The following is a 17,153-nucleotide window of genomic DNA, read 5'->3' as shown; positions in this document are numbered from 1 at the left end:
TAAGGTTCGAGTCGAGCAGCGCGAGACAACGCGCGCAAGCGCGGCCCGCAGGGTGAGGCGCAACGCGCCGAATAATCCTTCTCCCACCACCATCTTAAATATTCTCCTGATCTGCCCAAGATAATCTCAATCACCATTTTCTTCGGGGAGAGGGATGAGAACCTTCGACTAAGGTTCGAGTCGAGCAGCGCGAGACAACGCGCGCAAGCGCGGCCCGCAGGGTGAGGCGCAACGCGCCGAATAATCCTTCTCCCACCACCATCTCGTATATTGCACTCCCTCCCAAATCAAGACCTTTATCATTATCTTCTTCGGGGAGAGGGATGAGAACCTTCGACTAAGGTTCGAGTCGAGCAGCGCGAGACAACGCGCGTCAGCGCGGCCCGCAGGGTGAGGCGCGCCGAATAATCCTTCTCCCACCACCATCACGAAAATGCTGCCTTTCTGCCCTAAGAAACCAAAACCATCATAGTTATCTGGGGAGAAGGATGAGAACCTTCGACTAAGGTTCGGGTCGAGCAGCGCGAGACAACGCGCGTCAGCGCGGCCCGCAGGGTGAGGCGCAGCGCGCCGAATAATCCTTCTCCCACCACCATCACGAAAATGATGCCTTTCTGCCCTAAGAAACCAAAACCATCATAGTTATCTGGGGAGAAGGATGAGAACCTTCGACTAAGGTTCGAGTCGAGCAGCGCGAGACAACGCGCGTCAGCGCGGCCCGCAGGGTGAGGCGCAACGCGCCGAATAATCCTGACATCAAGCCCCCCTGATACAGCCTGTCTACCACTCGTTGAAATTGCCCTGCTCTGCCATGACTTTTACTGCAAAAATCGCTACCATCCTGCTTATCATTCGCTGAAGGTCATCCCATGAAATTTATTTCATTTAACATTAACGGCTTGCGGGCTCGCCCCCATCAACTTGAAGCGCTGGTCGAAAAACATCAGCCGGACGTCATCGGACTGCAGGAAACCAAAGTTCATGACGATATGTTTCCGTTAGAAGACGTGGCAAAGCTGGGCTATAACGTGTTTTACCATGGTCAGAAAGGCCATTACGGCGTGGCGCTGCTGACCAAAGTTCAGCCGGTGTCTGTGCGCCGTGGGTTTCCGGGCGATGACGATGATGCGCAGCGTCGATTGATCATGGCCGAGATCCCCAGCCCGATCGGTGATATCACCGTAATAAACGGCTATTTCCCCCAGGGCGAGAGCCGTGACCATCCGACGAAATTTCCGGCGAAAGAGAAGTTTTATCGCGATTTGCAAAGCTATCTGAGTGACAGCCTGGCCGCCGATAAGCCGGTACTGATCATGGGTGATATGAATATCAGCAGTACCGACCTTGATATCGGTATCGGTGAAGACAGCCGCAAGCGTTGGTTACGCACCGGTAAGTGCTCTTTCCTGCCTGAGGAACGTGAATGGATGGATCGCCTGCTCAGTTGGGGCCTGGTCGATACATGGCGCGCACAGAACCCGGACGTTAACGACCGTTTTTCCTGGTTCGACTATCGCTCAAAAGGCTTTGATGATAATCGCGGCCTGCGCATCGATCTGCTGCTGGCGAGCACCGGGCTGGCGTCGCACTGCATTGAAACCGGGATTGATTATGACATCCGCGGCATGGAAAAACCGTCCGACCATGCCCCGGTCTGGTCAACCTTCCGTTTCTGATACGGCCCTGACGCGTGGTAAAAAGCCACGCGTTTTTATTTCACAATTTTCCAAATCAAATTGTTGGTACCCAGCGATTTCTCATCGCGCGCGCACTGCAGCAGCACCCCTTCTGACTTCACTACCGCGCCTTCCGTATAGTTACGGTTTTCAAAAATACAGCACTGCAGACAATTCTGCTGGCGGTTTTGTCCCTGCGTCCAGGCTTCCGCTGGCATATTAACGATCACATCGGTATCGCTACCGCCTGCATCACCCTGTTGGTGACGATAGTTAGCCTGTGCCGGGTTGCAAACAGCCATCACAGCCAGGAGGAGCCATGCTGATTTCATTATTCGGTTTCCTTAGTTTTACGCCTTGCTTTACGCTGCGGACGTTTTTGTCCGGTGGATGGTAAACCACGAAACGCCTGTCCCGACGGCTGCTGCCGCGCCTGCTGAATTAACCCGCTCAGCGTTTGTACCAGCGGTTGCATAAACTCATCGTAACGACAGGCTTTTTCACTGATACGCGTCAGGGTCGATTCCCATTGAGCCGTCATATCCGGCCGGGCAGCGAGATCCGGTAATGAATGGATCAATGCTTTGCCTGCATCAGTCGAATGAATATAGCGTCCTTTCTTGTGTAAAAATGAACGGCGGAACAATAACTCAATAATGCCTGCGCGCGTGGCTTCCGTTCCTAAACCATCGGTCGCACGCAGCACTTTCTTTAATTCTTTATCCTGAACGAAGCGCGCAATGCCGGTCATGGCCGACAGCAAGGTTGCATCCGTAAAATGGCGCGGCGGCTGAGTCTGCTTCGCCAGTACCTCACCGCGCTCGCACAGCAGCTCATCGTCTTTCGCGACGACAGGCAACGGCGTGCCATCATTTTCTTCATCACGCTCTTTACCGCCGAGCAGCGCTCGCCATCCTGCCTCAGCCAGAAAACGGGCTTTGGCAACAAATTTACCGCCCGCGATATCCAGATCGATGGTGCATTTACGGAACACCGCATCCGGGCAAAACTGCATTAAATATTGCCGGGCGACCAGTCCATAAACTTGCTGTTCATTTTCGTTAAGCCTGACGGCGCTGGCGCGAGCGGTGGGAATGATGGCGTGGTGCGCATCCACTTTTTTGTCATCCCAACAGCGGTTTTTGCGGTCTGCATCAAACTCCGCTGGTGGCGTCAGGTCAGGTTGATGCACCTGAATCGCATTGAGTACGGCGTGGCGACCGGCAAAATGTTCGTCGGGCAAATAACGGCTGTCAGAACGCGGATAGGTGATCAACTTATGGGTTTCATACAAACGCTGGCACACATCCAGTACCGCCTGCGCACTCAGCCCAAAGCGTTTAGCCGCCTCGATTTGCAAAGTAGAGAGAGAAAAAGGGAGCGGCGCGATCTCGTTCTCGCGCTTGTCATTGTAGGCGGTAACGATAGCTGGCTGACCGCTGATGCGTGCCACCACATGCTCCGCCAGCGAGCGTTTCAGCAGCCGACCTTCTTCATCCTGCCAGGGCTCACAGGCTTCGCTGGGGACCCAGTTGGCGGTAAAGCGACTCTCATCCGGCGTCACAATGTGCGCTTTGACTTCAAAGTAATCTTTGGGAACAAAATTCGCGATCTCTTCGTCCCGACGTACCACCAGCCCCAACACCGGCGTTTGCACCCTTCCCACTGACAGCACACCATCATAGCCCGCATTGCGGCCCAGCAACGTCCAGGCGCGCGTCATATTGATACCGTAAAGCCAGTCGGCACGTGCACGCGCCAGGGCGGACACGCAGAGTGGAATAAATTCGCGATTCTCACGCAGCCGGTTGATGGCTCGTTCCACCGCTTGTGGGTTCAGGTCGTTAATCAGGCAGCGCTGCACTTTACTGCGTTTCTCAGCGGGGAGTTGCAGATAATCCAGCACTTCATCCACTAACAGTTGCCCTTCCCGATCGGGGTCGCCTGCGTGGACCACTTCATCGGCCTGCGCCAGTAATCCCTCCACCACTTTAAGTTGTTTCGCAACGGAAGGCCGCGGCTGCAGACGCCACTTTTCAGGGATAATCGGCAGATCCGCCAGCGACCAGCGCGCATAACGGCTGTCGTAAACATCAGGCTGCGCCTGCTCAAGTAAATGCCCCACGCACCAGGTGACAATCTGATCATTGCCGCAGGCGATGAAGCCATCACCACGCCGGTGCGGTTTAGGCAGCACGTCGGCAATGGCCCGTCCAAGGCTGGGTTTCTCTGCAATAAACAAACGCATTAAATCGGGTAATCCTTAACGTCAGCAAACAACAAGGGTGACAGCGCAAACCGGTCAGCGGAGGGTTGAGCGGCACGATGCCTGCCCCTTAGCCCGCTGAACGGTTGCATCACACGCACAGGCCTGGAGAAGAGTATGCGCTGCCAGATGAAGCAGCGCTATGGTAGCCTGGCGGCGCGCGGCTGATAAGCGCGCCGGGTTCAATGCTGAACTATTCGCACAATAACCGCACAATCTCTCGTCTGGGAGCGTTCAGAAATAGCGAACGAACGGCGCCGTGTCGGGATGTACCACGGTAGTGCTGGATTTCAGCTGCGGTGTGCCCAGGTAAAGGAAGCCCACGATAGCGTCCTGTTCCCGGCAACCGAACGCGTCGCGTACCTGCGGATCGTCGGTCCAGGGACCGCTTCGCCAGATACCATTAAAGCCCTGGGCGACCGCCGCCATCTGCATGGCCATCACCGCGCAGCTTGCCGAGGCGATTTGCTCCCAGCGAGGCACCTTGTGGTTCAGCTCACAGTGGGCCACAACGGTAATAATCATCGGCGCACGAAACGGGGCCTGGCTGGCTTTGTTAATGGCCTTTTCATCCAGTTGATTGTCCCGCGCCGCCTTCTCAAGCAGCTGGCTGAGGCGATCGCGGCCCTCGTTTTCCACTATGATAAAGCGCCACGGTTGCAAGGTACCGTGATCGGGCGCGCGCATGGCGGCGCGCAGGATATTATCCAGCACCTCGCCGCCGGGGGCTGGCTCCGCTAAGCGGGAGGCCGAGCGACGATTAACCAATAATTCAAGTGCATCCATGTTTTTCTCCTGAGGGGTTAAAGCACGCATAATCCTGGCACAGGTGGATTTTTTGTAACAGTCCAGGGTGATTTCCTGCTGACTTTTGTTGCGCCGCTCTTTAGGATGAGGTCGTCAACGGAGACCTGGCCTACAAAGCGGCTATTTCCGGTATATCAATATGGAGAGTGTGATGCGCACATTGTGGCGAATAATTGCTGGTCTGTTCCGCGGGATCTGGCGAGTGTTGAACTTTATCAGGGAATGTATCCTTAACCTGTTCCTGATTTTCTTGATTGTCGTCTGTGTCGGGATCTGGCTTCAGGTCAGCGGCTCAGGCAGTCATTCTGCCCCGGTGCAACAAGGCGCTTTAAAAGTTGATCTGACCGGTGTGCTGGTCGATAAACCTTCCGTCAGCAATCGCCTGAGTAAAATTGGTCGCCAGTTATTAGGCACCAGCAGCGACCGCCTACAGGAAAACTCCCTGTTTGATGTGGTTGATGCGATTCGTCAGGCAAAGGGCGACAGCAATATTAAAGGCATGGTGTTAGATCTGCGTGACTTTGCCGGCGGCGATCAGCCGTCGCTGCAGTATGTTGGTAAAGCGCTGCGCGAATTTCGTGAGAGCGGCAAACCCATTTACGCCTTCGGCGACAGTTACAGTCAGGCCCAGTACTACCTTGCCAGTTATGCGACAAAAATCTACCTGTCACCTCAGGGGACCGTTGACCTGCATGGTTTCGCCACCAATGGGTTGTACTACAAAACGTTGCTCGACAAGCTGAAGGTCAATTCACACGTCTTCCGCGTCGGCACCTATAAGTCTGCTGTTGAGCCTTTCCTGCGTGATGATATGTCGCCTGCCGCGCGCGATGCGGACACCCGTTGGGTGGGACAACTCTGGCAGAATTACCTTAATACCGTGTCGGCTAACCGTCAGATCACCCCTGAGCAGTTGTTCCCTGGCGCGGCAGCCATCATTGCCGGCTTACAGGCCGTTAAAGGCGATACCGGTCAGTATGCGCTGGATAACAAACTGGTCGATGTTCTGGGCTCACGTGCTGATGCCGATCAGATGCTCATTAAGACCTTTGGTTTTGATAAACAGAGCAGCGATTATCGCAGCGTCAGTATTTATGACTACAACGTTAAACCGGACGCCAGCCAACAGAAAGGCAATATTGCCGTTGTTATGGCCAGCGGCGCCATCATGGACGGTGATGAAACGCCGGGCAATGTAGGCGGTGATACCACGGCGGCACAGATTCGTGATGCGCGACTGGACCCTAAGATCAAAGCGATCATTTTGCGGGTCAACAGCCCTGGCGGTAGCGTAACGGCCTCGGAAGCTATCCGTTCCGAACTGGCCGCGGCGAAAGCTGCCGGTAAACCGATTGTGGTTTCCATGGGCGGGATGGCGGCTTCTGGTGGTTACTGGATTTCTACCCCAGCCAGCTACATTATCGCCAGTCCTGTCACCCTGACCGGTTCTATCGGTATCTTCGGCGTGATTAATACGCTGGAAAACACCCTGGACAGCATCGGTGTCCATACGGACGGCGTCGCGACCTCACCGCTGGCGGATGTCGCCAGCACCAAAGCGCTGCCGCCTGAAGTCCAGCAGTTGATGCAGTTGACCATCGAAAACGGCTACCACAACTTTGTTGGGCTGGTTGCGACCTCACGTCACAAAACGCCGGAGCAAATCGACGCCATCGCCCAGGGTCATGTATGGACCGGAAGCGACGCGAAAGCCAATGGACTGGTGGATGCACTGGGTGATTTTGACGATGCGGTGAAGAAAGCGGCCGAGCTGGCGAAGGTTTCACAACCGCAGCTTGACTGGTATCAGGAAGATCCCGGCTTTGTCGATTTGATGCTGAACCAGATGAACGCCTCTGTTCAGGCCGTGCTGCCTGGCCAGCTGAAAGCCTGGCTGCCCGCGCCGATGTACGATGTCATGAGCGCCATGCGAAATCAGCCCGGCCTGTTCGACCATCTTAACGATCCACAAAACCGTTATGCCTTCTGCCTGACCTGCGGTGAAGTGCGATAAACCTCTCAGCCCGACTGCTGGTCGGGCTGCTTTTCCCTGCTGTTGCCCTTATACTGCGCGTTTTACAGCAAGTCTGAGTTCACCTATGCAAAAGAAAAACATCTACGTTGCCTATACCGGCGGTACCATCGGTATGCAACGCTCTGCTCAAGGTTATATTCCGGTTTCAGGTCACCTACAGCAAGAACTGGCAAAAATGCCCGAATTCCATCGCCCGGAAATGCCTGACTTCACGATCCATGAATATCAGCCCCTGATCGATTCGTCCGATATGACGCCTCAGGACTGGCAGTCCATTGCCGAAGATATCCGGCTGAATTATGACCGCTATGATGGCTTTGTAATTCTGCATGGTACAGATACCATGGCTTTTACCGCGTCAGCATTGTCATTTATGCTGGAAAACCTGGCAAAACCGGTCATTGTGACCGGCTCGCAAATCCCGTTAGCCGAATTGCGCTCAGATGGTCAGCAAAACCTGCTGAACTCGCTGTATGTTGCCGCTAACTATCCGGTTAACGAGGTGACGCTGTTTTTTAATAACACCCTCTATCGCGGTAACCGTACGACGAAAGCTCATGCCGACGGATTTAATGCGTTTGCCTCACCCAATCTGTCAGCCCTGCTGGAAGCCGGCATCCATATTCGCCGCCTGAACACACCGCCTGCACCGCAAGGTCAGGGCGAGCTCATCGTACATACGATCACGCCGCAGCCCATTGGCGTGGTGACGATTTATCCCGGCATATCGGCGGATGTCGTGCGTAACTTTCTGCGCCAGCCGGTTAAAGCCCTTATTTTGCGCTCTTACGGCGTAGGCAATGCCCCGCAGAACGCCGAGTTCCTGTCTGAGCTACAGCAGGCCAGCGAGCGCGGCATTGTGGTGGTTAACCTCACCCAATGTATCTCCGGTAAGGTCAATATGGGCGGCTACGCAACCGGGAATGCGTTGGAACATGCAGGCGTCATCAGTGGCTTTGATCTGACGGTAGAAGCCGCCCTGACAAAACTTCACTATCTGTTAAGTCAGGATCTCTCAAGCGAGCAAATCCGTGCCAAAATGCAGCAAAACCTGCGTGGCGAACTGACCGAAGATTGAGACGGAGCAAACGGGAATGAAACGGGCACTGATCATTATTGATATTCAGAACGACTTCTGCCCCGGCGGCCCCATGGCCGTTACAGAAGGCGATCATACGGTAGAGATTGCTAATCGCTATGCCCGTGCCTTTCGCGAAAAAGGTGAGTGCGTAGTGGCATTACAGGACTGGCACCCTGCCAACCATGGCAGTTTTGCCTCCGTGTCTGGTGAGCCGGTTTATACCCTGGGCGAGCTTAATGGTCTGCCCCAAATCTGGTGGCCGGATCATGGGATTCAGCACTCAACCGGCGCAGACTTTCATCCTGGGCTTGATCGCAGCCTGTTCGACGCGGTCTTCCACAAGGGTGAAGATCAGGACGTTGACAGCTACAGCGCCTTTTTTGATAACGGCCACCGGCGTAAAACCGAGCTGGACAGCTGGTTGCGTGCGCGCGACATCACGCATCTGGTGATGCTGGGCCTGGCGACCGATTACTGTGTGAAATACAGCGTTCTGGATGCACTGGAACTGGGCTATCAGGTGAACGTGGTGGCAGAAGGTTGCCGGGGCGTGAATCTCAATCCTGAAGACAGCGAAATTGCCCTGGCGCAGATGGCAGCACAGGGTGCGGTTATTATCTGAAGCTGAACGTGAAGGGTTGGCTCGTTGCCAGCCCTTCACGTCTCGGACGGCCTGTCACTTTCACAGGCTGTCCAGGCTTAATGCAGGTTGATACGTGTCACGTCTGGCTCAATGCCAAACTCGTCTTTCAACTGCTTTTTAGACTTGGTGACCATCTCGCCGTCTTTACCGATCGTCATATGCTGTGGGGCCTCGTTATTCCGCGCCTGCCACATCATCACCAGTTGCAGGCTGTTATCACGCTGCTGCTGGGTAAGCGCCACGCCATCCGGCCATTTTCCGGTTTCCACAGCCATAACCAGACGGTCATAGATTTCAGGCGTCATGGCATCAAGCATCGCGTCAAGTTGCTGTTTCATCGTTATCCTTTCGTCTCGTCACCTTGCTGATCGGTAAAGTTCAGCGAGGCGGAATTAACACAGTAGCGTTCACCGGTAGGTTGTGGACCATCCGGGAAAACATGACCGAGATGAGCATCACAACTGCCACAACGGATTTCAACACGCTGCATACCATGTGAATTATCTTCCAGATAGCGAATCGCGTCATCGCTTACCGGCTGATAGAAGCTGGGCCAGCCACAACCTGAGTCATACTTGGTGTCAGACAAAAACAGGGGAGCGTTGCAGACCAAACAGTGGTAGATCCCTTCCTGCTTATTGTGCAGCAGCGCACCGCTGTACGGTGGCTCCGTTCCACGCTGCTGCGTGACATAACGTTGCATCTCAGTCAGTTGGGCGATTTTTGCTTCGGGTGCAGTTTCTTTAGGCATTTGAGCAATTCCGGGATGTCATTCTGTAAAAATCGACTACTATTCTAACAAACGATCAACATTAGTCGGGTCTTTTTTTGTGCTCAACCCTTCAGTCCGTATCCTACAAGGTAGATTTGTGACTTCGATCACCTTTTCTCTGGCATATCCCTATATATTCGGCGAAGGATTCAACAGAGCACGTTTTTTTCAGGTGCGCGCAAGCGGTTGCGGCACAAATAATTCCTGTTAAGTGGATTGACCTGTCGCAACAATTGACACGATTCCGCTTGACGCCTGGTAAGGTTTTTGTAATTTTACAGCCAACCTTTTATTCACTAACAACTAGCTGGTGGAATATATGACTATCAAAGTAGGTATCAACGGTTTTGGCCGTATCGGTCGCATCGTTTTCCGTGCTGCTCAACAGCGCTCTGACATCGAAATCGTTGCTATCAACGACCTGCTGGACGCTGACTACATGGCGTACATGCTGAAGTACGACTCTACTCACGGCCGTTTTGACGGCACCGTTGAAGTACAGGACGGCGCTCTGGTTGTTAACGGTAAGAAAATCCGCGTTACTGCTGAGAGAGATCCGGCTAACCTGAAATGGGACGAAGTCGGCGTTGACGTCGTTGCTGAAGCAACCGGTATCTTCCTGACCGACGAGACTGCACGTAAGCACATCACTGCGGGTGCCAAGAAAGTCGTTCTGACCGGTCCATCTAAAGATGACACCCCAATGTTCGTTCGTGGTGCAAACTTCGACAAATATCAGGGTCAGGACATCGTGTCTAACGCCTCTTGTACCACTAACTGCCTGGCACCACTGGCAAAAGTGATCAACGACAAGTTCGGCATCGTTGAAGGCCTGATGACCACCGTTCACGCGACCACCGCGACACAGAAAACCGTTGATGGCCCGTCTCACAAAGACTGGCGTGGCGGTCGTGGCGCGTCTCAGAACATCATCCCTTCTTCTACCGGTGCAGCGAAAGCGGTAGGTAAAGTGCTGCCAGAACTGAATGGCAAGCTGACAGGTATGGCGTTCCGCGTTCCTACTCCAAACGTTTCCGTTGTTGACCTGACCGTTCGTCTGGAAAAAGCAGCGTCTTACAAAGAAATCTGTGCCGCTATCAAAGCCGCTTCAGAAGGCGAAATGAAAGACGTGCTGGGCTATGTTGAAGATGACGTGGTTTCTACCGATTTCAACGGTGAAATCCTGACGTCAGTATTCGATGCTAAAGCCGGTATCGCGCTGAATGACAACTTCGTTAAACTGGTTTCCTGGTATGATAACGAAACCGGTTATTCAAACAAAGTTCTCGACCTGATTGCGCTGGTTTCTGCTAAATAAGGCAGCCAGACAGAAGAGAATAAGGGTGACTTCGGTCACCCTTTTTTTGATCCATTTCGTAAGGAGTCGGGCATGCAAGACAAACTCTTTTCTCTCCCCGTGGTTAAACAGATTACGCCTTACCTGTCACAGCGTCAGGTCGGGGATCTTCCGGCAATCGTTGTCAGCCATCCTCGCGTGCGTGCGGCCATAACGTTACAGGGCGCTCACCTTATTGCCTGGCAACCCAGCGGGGAAAAGCACGTGCTGTGGCTGAGCGATAAAAGCCCTTTCTCGCCAGGTAAAGCGATTCGTGGCGGCGTCCCCATCTGCTGGCCCTGGTTTGGACCTGCGGGTGAACCGGCGCATGGATTTGCCCGTAATCAATCCTGGAAGCTGTCTGCTCATGATGAAAACGAAGAAGGCGTGATCTTAACGCTGGTGCTGGAAAGCAACCCACAGACGCTGAAGTTATGGCCACACGAATTTACGCTGATAGCACGTTTTCGTCTTGGGCAGCACTGTGAGATCGAACTGGAAGCCTATGGTGACTATGAGTCCACCGCTGCGCTGCACAGCTACTTTAACGTGGCAGATATCAATGGGGTCGATGTCTCGGGACTGGGTGATACCTATATCGATAAGGTTAACGACAATCAGGAAGGCACCAGTGACGGTAAGCAGCGTTTTACCAACCGGGTTGACCGTATCTTTACTGCGGCAAACGACTGCTCCGTGATTAACGATCAGGTGGGACAGCGGCAAATCGAGGTTTATCATCACCACCAAAGTGACGTTGTCACATGGAACCCAGGCGTTGAGCTGTCCTGCAGCATGACAGACATGCCCAACGAAGGTTACAAAACCATGGTTTGTGTGGAAACGGCTCGCATCAGCAAACCGTTACGCAGTGCGGGCGAAAAACCGGCCCGACTGGCGACCACGATTCGTCTGAAAGGGAAATCGAGTTAAGGCTTAAGGGCGCTATTCATACGACGTCCAGTGGCATTTTGTGCCGCGGCGGCGGGAAAGCTTTGTCGATCAGGAAACACTCCTCATCACTCAGGCTAATATCCAGCGCCGCGGCATTTTCCTGCACATGCAGCAGTGAGCTGGCTTTAGGGATAGCAATCACACCCGGCGCACGGATAACCCACGCCAGCAGAAGCTGAGCAACCGTAATCCCCTTCTGCTGAGCAATGGCGACCAGGGTTGGCTCTGAAAACAGCCGATTGCGTAAGCGTCCTGCCTGAGCCAGCGGACAATAGGCCATTACCGGCATCGCATGTTGCTGGCACAGGGGCAGAAGATCATATTCGATACCGCGTGAAGCCAGATGATAAAGCACCTGATTGGTTGCGCAGGCTTCACCACCGGCTTCGGCCCACAGCTCATCCATATCATCGCTGTCGAAGTTTGAAACGCCCCAATGCACAATTTTTCCCTGCTGCTGCAGGCTTTGCATTGCGCTTATGGTTTCGTCCAGGGGCACGCTGCCACGCCAGTGCAGCAGGTAGAGGTCAAGGCGGTCGGTTTGCAAACGCCGCAGGCTGGCTTCACAGGCGGCTATCGCGTCATATTCTCCGGCATTCCATGGGTAAACTTTCGATACCAGCAACGCGCTGTCACGGCGCCCTTTTAGCGCCTCGCCGACCACCTCTTCCGCCCCGCCATCGGCGTACATTTCGGCCGTATCAATAATTTTCAAGCCCGCATCCAGCCCGGCCTGAAGCGCGCTGACTTCCTGCTGTCGGCTGTTGCTGTCTTCACCCATGTACCAGGTCCCAAGCCCTATCGCCGGTATTGCCTGTTGACCTGCCACGTTAACGTATTTTGCCATTTTACGCTCCTGCACTGTTATAGGGCAGACAAACTAACAGAGGGCAACGCCTGCCCTCTTAAAGTGCAAATCAGAAAGTGTAACTTACGCCTGTCCAGATCGTGAACTGTCCACTTTTATCAACCATGGGACTGTCTTTGATTTCACTGGCAAAACGGGTGTAGCGTCCTGACAGGTTAGCATTCCACTGTGGCGTAATGCTGTAGCTGGCATTCAGCTCCGCATAAGGTGACCAGCTGTCATCGGGATGATAGCGGCTGATACCGGTACGATCGCTCTCATGGCCAGATACGCCATAGTAGTAACGGTTCTGATTCGCGCTGTTCCACATGGCCCCAATCCCCGGCGTTAAGGTAAAATCACCGAAGTTAAAGCGGTAGAGGTAGGTAAGATCCCAGATGATGCCATTACTGTTGTTGAGTACGTCACCGAGCAGTGAAGTACGAACAATCCCCCAGTCTGCGGTATGTCTGTAGGTCGCACCGCCCATCAGCGTCATGCGGCGCTTATCCAGCCCTTTCATATCGCCCAGATCGTTGTCACCCGGGTCATATTCTTGTGGTGAGCCCAGCAACGTCAGAGACAGCTGATCCTGAGGGTCTTTCCACAGGTAGTAACCGCCCTGTAGCGTGTTAAACCAGAAGTTTTCTCCTTCATAATTGATGATGGGCACGGGCAAATAGCGGTCCTGCCCACCCCGATACGGGGATTGCGCATAAATCACTGATGCACCGAGTGATAAAGGCGCGGCCTGAACTGACTGCCCCAGAAAATAACAAGGGAGAAGCGCGATAAGCGTGTTAAGTTTGAATTGGTTCACAATTTATTCATTCCATAAATATAACAATCACTCATACAGTCTAACGCTTTTTACAGACTGAATTAACCTTATATGAAAATCATCTACCCAATTTAAGGCAGGATGTGGCATAACCGGGTTAGAGACATCACAAATTTGCCATTTATGCGTCAAAAAGGTTTCGCAACAAAATGATTTTGTTATTGATATGTGGCTCACTAATCAAAAATCTATGATGAAATTTCCTGAATGCCTTCTACAGTTAAACTTAATACCGAGGGTTTTGTTGAAAGAGAGTAACCATAAAAGTTGTGCATCCCGATAACAATGATCAGGTTGGCATAAGGGTTGCTGTAGTAAAAGATAATATCTTCCGGGAGCTGTACGAGCACTGATTATTGCTCCTTTACCTGTGCTAAAAACGAAAGGACGGGCATCGCTATGAATATATTCGATCATTATCGTCAGCGTTATGAAGCTGCCAAGGACGAAGAGTTCACACTGCAGGAATTTCTTACCATCTGTAAACAGGATCGCAGTGCATACGCCAACGCCGCAGAGCGACTGTTAATGGCTATCGGTGAACCCGTGATGGTTGACACCGCTCAGGAGCCACGCCTTTCCCGAATCTTTTCTAACCGGGTGATGGGACGTTACCCGGCATTTGAAGAGTTTTACGGTATGGAAGAAGCGATTGAACAAATCGTTTCTTACTTGAAACATGCGGCACAAGGCCTTGAAGAGAAGAAACAAATTCTTTATCTGCTGGGTCCGGTCGGCGGCGGTAAGTCCTCTCTGGCAGAGCGGCTGAAATCGCTGATGCAGCGTGTGCCCATCTTTGTATTGAGCGCCGATGGCGAACGCAGCCCGGTCAACGATCACCCACTGTGTCTGTTTAATCCTCAGGAAGACGCCAATATTCTGGAAAAAGAGTACGGCGTACCCCGCCGCTACCTTGGCACCATTATGTCGCCATGGGCGGCTAAACGCCTGCACGAATTTGGTGGGGATATCACCCGCTTCAAAGTGGTGAAAGTATGGCCGTCGATTCTGGAGCAGTTAGCCATCGCCAAGACCGAACCCGGTGATGAAAACAATCAGGATATCTCCGCACTCGTCGGTAAGGTCGACATTCGTAAACTGGAAAACCATGCTCAGAACGATCCTGATGCCTACGGTTACTCAGGTGCGTTGTGCCGGGCGAACCAGGGCATCATGGAATTCGTTGAGATGTTTAAAGCACCCATTAAAGTGCTGCATCCCCTGTTAACCGCCACCCAGGAAGGTAACTATAACGGTACAGAGGGCATCTCTGCTCTGCCGTTTAACGGTATCATTCTGGCGCACTCGAACGAATCTGAGTGGGTGACGTTCCGTAACAACAAAAACAATGAGGCGTTCCTTGACCGTGTTTACATCGTTAAGGTGCCTTACTGCCTCCGCGTATCCGAAGAGATCAAGATCTACGAGAAACTCCTGAATCACAGTGAGCTGTCCACGGCACCTTGCGCGCCCGGCACGCTGGAAACTCTGGCGCGATTCTCCATTCTGTCACGCATGAAAGATCCGGATAACTCCAGCATCTACTCCAAGATGCGCGTGTATGACGGTGAAAGCCTCAAGGATACGGATCCAAAGGCGAAGTCCTGGCAGGAATACCATGACTACGCCGGCGTAGACGAAGGGATGAACGGATTGTCGACCCGTTTCGCCTTTAAAATTCTGTCCCGTGTCTTTAACTTCGATCATGCTGAAGTGGCAGCCAACCCTGTTCACCTGTTTTACGTGTTGGAACAGCAAATAGAACGTGAGCAGTTCCCGCAAGATCAGGCGGAAAAATACCTTGAGCACCTGAAAGGTTATTTAATTCCCAAATATGCAGAGTTTATTGGCAAAGAGATTCAGACGGCTTATCTGGAATCCTATTCCGAATATGGTCAAAATATCTTTGACCGCTATGTCACTTATGCCGATTTCTGGATTCAGGATCAGGAGTATCGCGATCCTGATACAGGGCAGCTGTTTGACCGTGAGTCACTTAATGCGGAACTGGAAAAAATTGAGAAACCTGCGGGGATTAGTAATCCTAAAGATTTCCGTAATGAAATTGTCAATTTTGTGCTGCGTGCACGGGCCCATAATAACGGCCGCAATCCGAACTGGACCAGTTATGAGAAACTGCGTACGGTGATTGAGAAAAAAATGTTCTCAAATACCGAAGAGCTGTTGCCGGTTATTTCGTTCAATACGAAAACGTCCACGGATGAGCAGAAGAAGCACGATGATTTTGTCGATCGCATGATGGAAAAAGGCTATACCCGCAAACAGGTTCGCCTGCTGTGTGAATGGTATCTGCGCGTACGTAAATCGTCCTGATCAGAGTCTGTAAGCAAACCGGTGCGGGATAGCACCGGTCACTTAAGGACGGGACAGCCCGGCCTGCTTGCAATGTAGTTTGGGGGAACATCATGGCCTATTTTATCGATCGCCGACTAAACGGTAAAAACAAGAGCGCGGTCAACCGCCAGCGCTTCTTGCGTCGTTATAAGTCCCAGATTAAGCAGTCGATCTCCGAGGCCATCAATAAACGCTCGGTGACCGACATCAGTAGTGGCGAATCCGTTTCCATCCCGATTGATGACATCAATGAACCGATTTTCCATCAGGGTCGCGGCGGGCAACGCCATCGTGTCCATCCGGGCAACGATCACTTTATACAGAATGACCGTGTTGAGCGGCCGCAGGGCGGCGGTGGCAGCGGTTCCGGTCAGGGCAACGCCGGTCAGGACGGTGAAGGTCAGGATGAGTTCGTTTTTCAGATCTCCAAAGATGAATATCTGGACCTGCTGTTTGAAGATCTGGCGCTGCCCAACTTGCGTAAAAATCAGCACCGCCAGTTAAACGAGTATAAAACCCACCGTGCGGGTTTTACCTCAAATGGTGTGCCGGCCAACATCAGCGTGGTGCGCTCTCTGCAGAACTCTCTGGCGCGTCGTACTGCCATGACCGCAGGTAAACGTCGCCAGCTGCATCAGCTTGAAGATGAACTCGCCACGGTTGAAAAGTCAGAACCGGCTCAGTTGCTCGAAGAGGAGCGCTTACGCAAAGAGATTGCCGACTTGCGTGCGCGTATCGCTCGGGTGCCCTTTATCGATACCTTTGATTTACGCTACAAAAACTTTGAAAAACGCCCTGAACCTTCCAGCCAGGCGGTTATGTTCTGTCTGATGGACGTCTCGGGCTCCATGGATCAGGCCACCAAGGATATGGCAAAACGCTTTTATATTTTGCTCTACCTGTTCCTGAGCCGCACTTACAAAAATGTCGATGTGGTTTATATCCGGCACCATACACAGGCCAAAGAAGTCGACGAGCAGGAGTTTTTCTATTCACAGGAAACCGGCGGGACCATCGTGTCGAGCGCCCTGAAGCTCATGGATGAAGTGGTCAAAGAGCGTTACGATCCGGCACAGTGGAATATCTATGCCGCTCAGGCGTCAGATGGCGACAACTGGGCGGATGATTCGCCGCTGTGTCATGAGATTCTGGCGAAGAACATCTTACCGGTCGTCCGTTACTACACCTATATTGAAATCACCCGTCGTGCTCACCAGACCCTGTGGCGCGAATATGAACACCTGCAGTCGATATTCAATAACTTTGCGATCCAGCACATTCGTGAACCCGAGGATATCTACCCGGTGTTCCGTGAGCTGTTTCACAAGCAGGCAATGGAAGCCTGAGACACGAAGCCGACGCCCTGTCGGCTTTTTTTTGTCTAATAACCTGTTAAAACATGGCCTTCCCCGTCACAAACCCTCCAACTACTCTATTAATATCGTTAAACTGGAGTAACCAAGGCATTAGCAATTGATATAAATTGCATAATGACCATGACAACTCATTGATAAAACATTATCTTGCAGACATAGCATGG

The 17,153-nt window shown here is 52.7% G+C and carries 15 protein-coding genes and 5 other RNA genes; 13 read left to right on the top strand and 7 right to left on the bottom strand.

Going from position 1 to position 17,153, the window contains the following annotated elements; genetic code table 11:
• The 6 genes from FBY13_RS08470 (at window position 1) to xthA (ending at window position 1,676) form a co-directional block, all read left to right on the top strand.
• A non-coding RNA gene (locus FBY13_RS08470) (RtT sRNA) lies at window positions 1–92 on the top strand.
• A gap of 41 nt (window positions 93–133) precedes the next feature.
• Window positions 134–261: non-coding RNA, RtT sRNA (locus FBY13_RS08465), on the top strand.
• 41 nt (window positions 262–302) lie between these two features.
• Window positions 303–425, top strand: a non-coding RNA gene (locus tag FBY13_RS08460) — RtT sRNA.
• Between the two features lie 42 nt (window positions 426–467).
• A non-coding RNA gene (locus tag FBY13_RS08455) (RtT sRNA) lies at window positions 468–595 on the top strand.
• Window positions 596–639: 44 nt separating this feature from the next.
• Window positions 640–767, top strand: a non-coding RNA gene (locus FBY13_RS08450) — RtT sRNA.
• A gap of 102 nt (window positions 768–869) precedes the next feature.
• Window positions 870–1,676 carry an exodeoxyribonuclease III gene (gene xthA, locus FBY13_RS08445; protein ID WP_063879808.1) on the top strand — a complete coding sequence of 269 codons (807 nt, stop codon included), beginning with the start codon at window positions 870–872 and terminating at the stop codon, window positions 1,674–1,676.
• Between the two features lie 35 nt (window positions 1,677–1,711).
• Here the strand turns inward: xthA and FBY13_RS08440 are convergent, their stop codons facing one another.
• The 3 genes from FBY13_RS08440 to FBY13_RS08430 form a co-directional block, all read right to left on the bottom strand.
• Window positions 1,712–2,008 (bottom strand): YnjH family protein, encoded by a 297-nt coding sequence (locus FBY13_RS08440; RefSeq protein WP_063879809.1) that lies wholly within the window; start codon window positions 2,006–2,008, stop codon window positions 1,712–1,714.
• Entirely contained in the window at window positions 2,008–3,924 is a 1,917-nt protein-coding gene (locus FBY13_RS08435) for a DNA topoisomerase III (RefSeq protein ID WP_145393961.1), read from the bottom strand. Before FBY13_RS08435 ends, FBY13_RS08440 begins: the two co-directional genes overlap by 1 nt.
• Before the next feature lie 252 nt (window positions 3,925–4,176).
• The gene (locus FBY13_RS08430) at window positions 4,177–4,728 is read right to left on the bottom strand and encodes an NAD(P)H nitroreductase (RefSeq protein ID WP_063879811.1); all 552 of its coding nucleotides are present in this window, start codon (window positions 4,726–4,728) and stop codon (window positions 4,177–4,179) included.
• A gap of 172 nt (window positions 4,729–4,900) precedes the next feature.
• Between FBY13_RS08430 and sppA the strand changes: the two genes are divergently transcribed.
• From sppA to pncA, 3 genes are all read left to right on the top strand, one after another.
• Window positions 4,901–6,763, top strand: a complete 1,863-nt coding sequence (gene sppA, locus FBY13_RS08425; RefSeq protein ID WP_109716437.1) for a signal peptide peptidase SppA — start codon at window positions 4,901–4,903, stop codon at window positions 6,761–6,763.
• An 85-nt stretch (window positions 6,764–6,848) separates the two neighbouring features.
• Window positions 6,849–7,862 (top strand): asparaginase, encoded by a 1,014-nt coding sequence (ansA, locus tag FBY13_RS08420; RefSeq protein ID WP_063879813.1) that lies wholly within the window; start codon window positions 6,849–6,851, stop codon window positions 7,860–7,862.
• Between the two features lie 16 nt (window positions 7,863–7,878).
• Window positions 7,879–8,487: a bifunctional nicotinamidase/pyrazinamidase gene (pncA, locus tag FBY13_RS08415; RefSeq protein ID WP_109716438.1), complete on the top strand. Its 609-nt coding sequence runs from the start codon at window positions 7,879–7,881 to the stop codon at window positions 8,485–8,487.
• Between the two features lie 77 nt (window positions 8,488–8,564).
• On the opposite strand, the gene FBY13_RS08410 is transcribed toward pncA, so the two are convergent.
• Window positions 8,565–8,846: a YeaC family protein gene (locus FBY13_RS08410; protein WP_063879815.1), complete on the bottom strand. Its 282-nt coding sequence runs from the start codon at window positions 8,844–8,846 to the stop codon at window positions 8,565–8,567.
• A gap of 2 nt (window positions 8,847–8,848) precedes the next feature.
• A complete protein-coding gene (gene msrB / locus FBY13_RS08405; RefSeq protein WP_063879816.1) occupies window positions 8,849–9,259 on the bottom strand; it encodes a peptide-methionine (R)-S-oxide reductase MsrB in 411 nt (136 codons plus the stop codon).
• Between the two features lie 340 nt (window positions 9,260–9,599).
• On the opposite strand from msrB, the gene gapA reads away from it, so the two are divergent.
• Window positions 9,600–10,598, top strand: coding sequence for a glyceraldehyde-3-phosphate dehydrogenase (gene gapA, locus FBY13_RS08400; RefSeq protein ID WP_063879817.1), 999 nt, complete (start codon window positions 9,600–9,602; stop codon window positions 10,596–10,598).
• Between the two features lie 72 nt (window positions 10,599–10,670).
• A complete protein-coding gene (locus FBY13_RS08395) occupies window positions 10,671–11,549 on the top strand; it encodes a D-hexose-6-phosphate mutarotase (protein WP_145393960.1) in 879 nt (292 codons plus the stop codon).
• 16 nt (window positions 11,550–11,565) lie between these two features.
• On the opposite strand, the gene FBY13_RS08390 is transcribed toward FBY13_RS08395, so the two are convergent.
• Both FBY13_RS08390 and FBY13_RS08385 read right to left on the bottom strand, forming a co-directional pair.
• Complete coding sequence (locus FBY13_RS08390) at window positions 11,566–12,417, bottom strand: aldo/keto reductase (RefSeq protein WP_063879819.1); 852 nt, start codon at window positions 12,415–12,417, stop codon at window positions 11,566–11,568.
• A gap of 70 nt (window positions 12,418–12,487) precedes the next feature.
• On the bottom strand, window positions 12,488–13,237 hold the full coding sequence (locus FBY13_RS08385; RefSeq protein ID WP_096010504.1) for a MipA/OmpV family protein: 750 nt from the start codon (window positions 13,235–13,237) through the stop codon (window positions 12,488–12,490).
• A 420-nt stretch (window positions 13,238–13,657) separates the two neighbouring features.
• Here FBY13_RS08385 and yeaG point away from each other — a divergent pair, with 420 nt between their 5' ends.
• Both yeaG and FBY13_RS08375 read left to right on the top strand, forming a co-directional pair.
• Window positions 13,658–15,592 carry a protein kinase YeaG gene (yeaG, locus tag FBY13_RS08380; protein WP_063879821.1) on the top strand — a complete coding sequence of 645 codons (1,935 nt, stop codon included), beginning with the start codon at window positions 13,658–13,660 and terminating at the stop codon, window positions 15,590–15,592.
• A 92-nt stretch (window positions 15,593–15,684) separates the two neighbouring features.
• Window positions 15,685–16,959 carry a YeaH/YhbH family protein gene (locus FBY13_RS08375; protein WP_145393959.1) on the top strand — a complete coding sequence of 425 codons (1,275 nt, stop codon included), beginning with the start codon at window positions 15,685–15,687 and terminating at the stop codon, window positions 16,957–16,959.
• Window positions 16,960–17,153: the final 194 nt, after the last annotated feature.

This window comes from Pantoea sp. SJZ147 (assembly GCF_007828605.1).
In the GTDB taxonomy this organism is placed as follows: Bacteria; Pseudomonadota; Gammaproteobacteria; order Enterobacterales; family Enterobacteriaceae; genus Pantoea; species Pantoea allii.
This window is presented reverse-complemented; position numbering and strand designations above follow the sequence as displayed.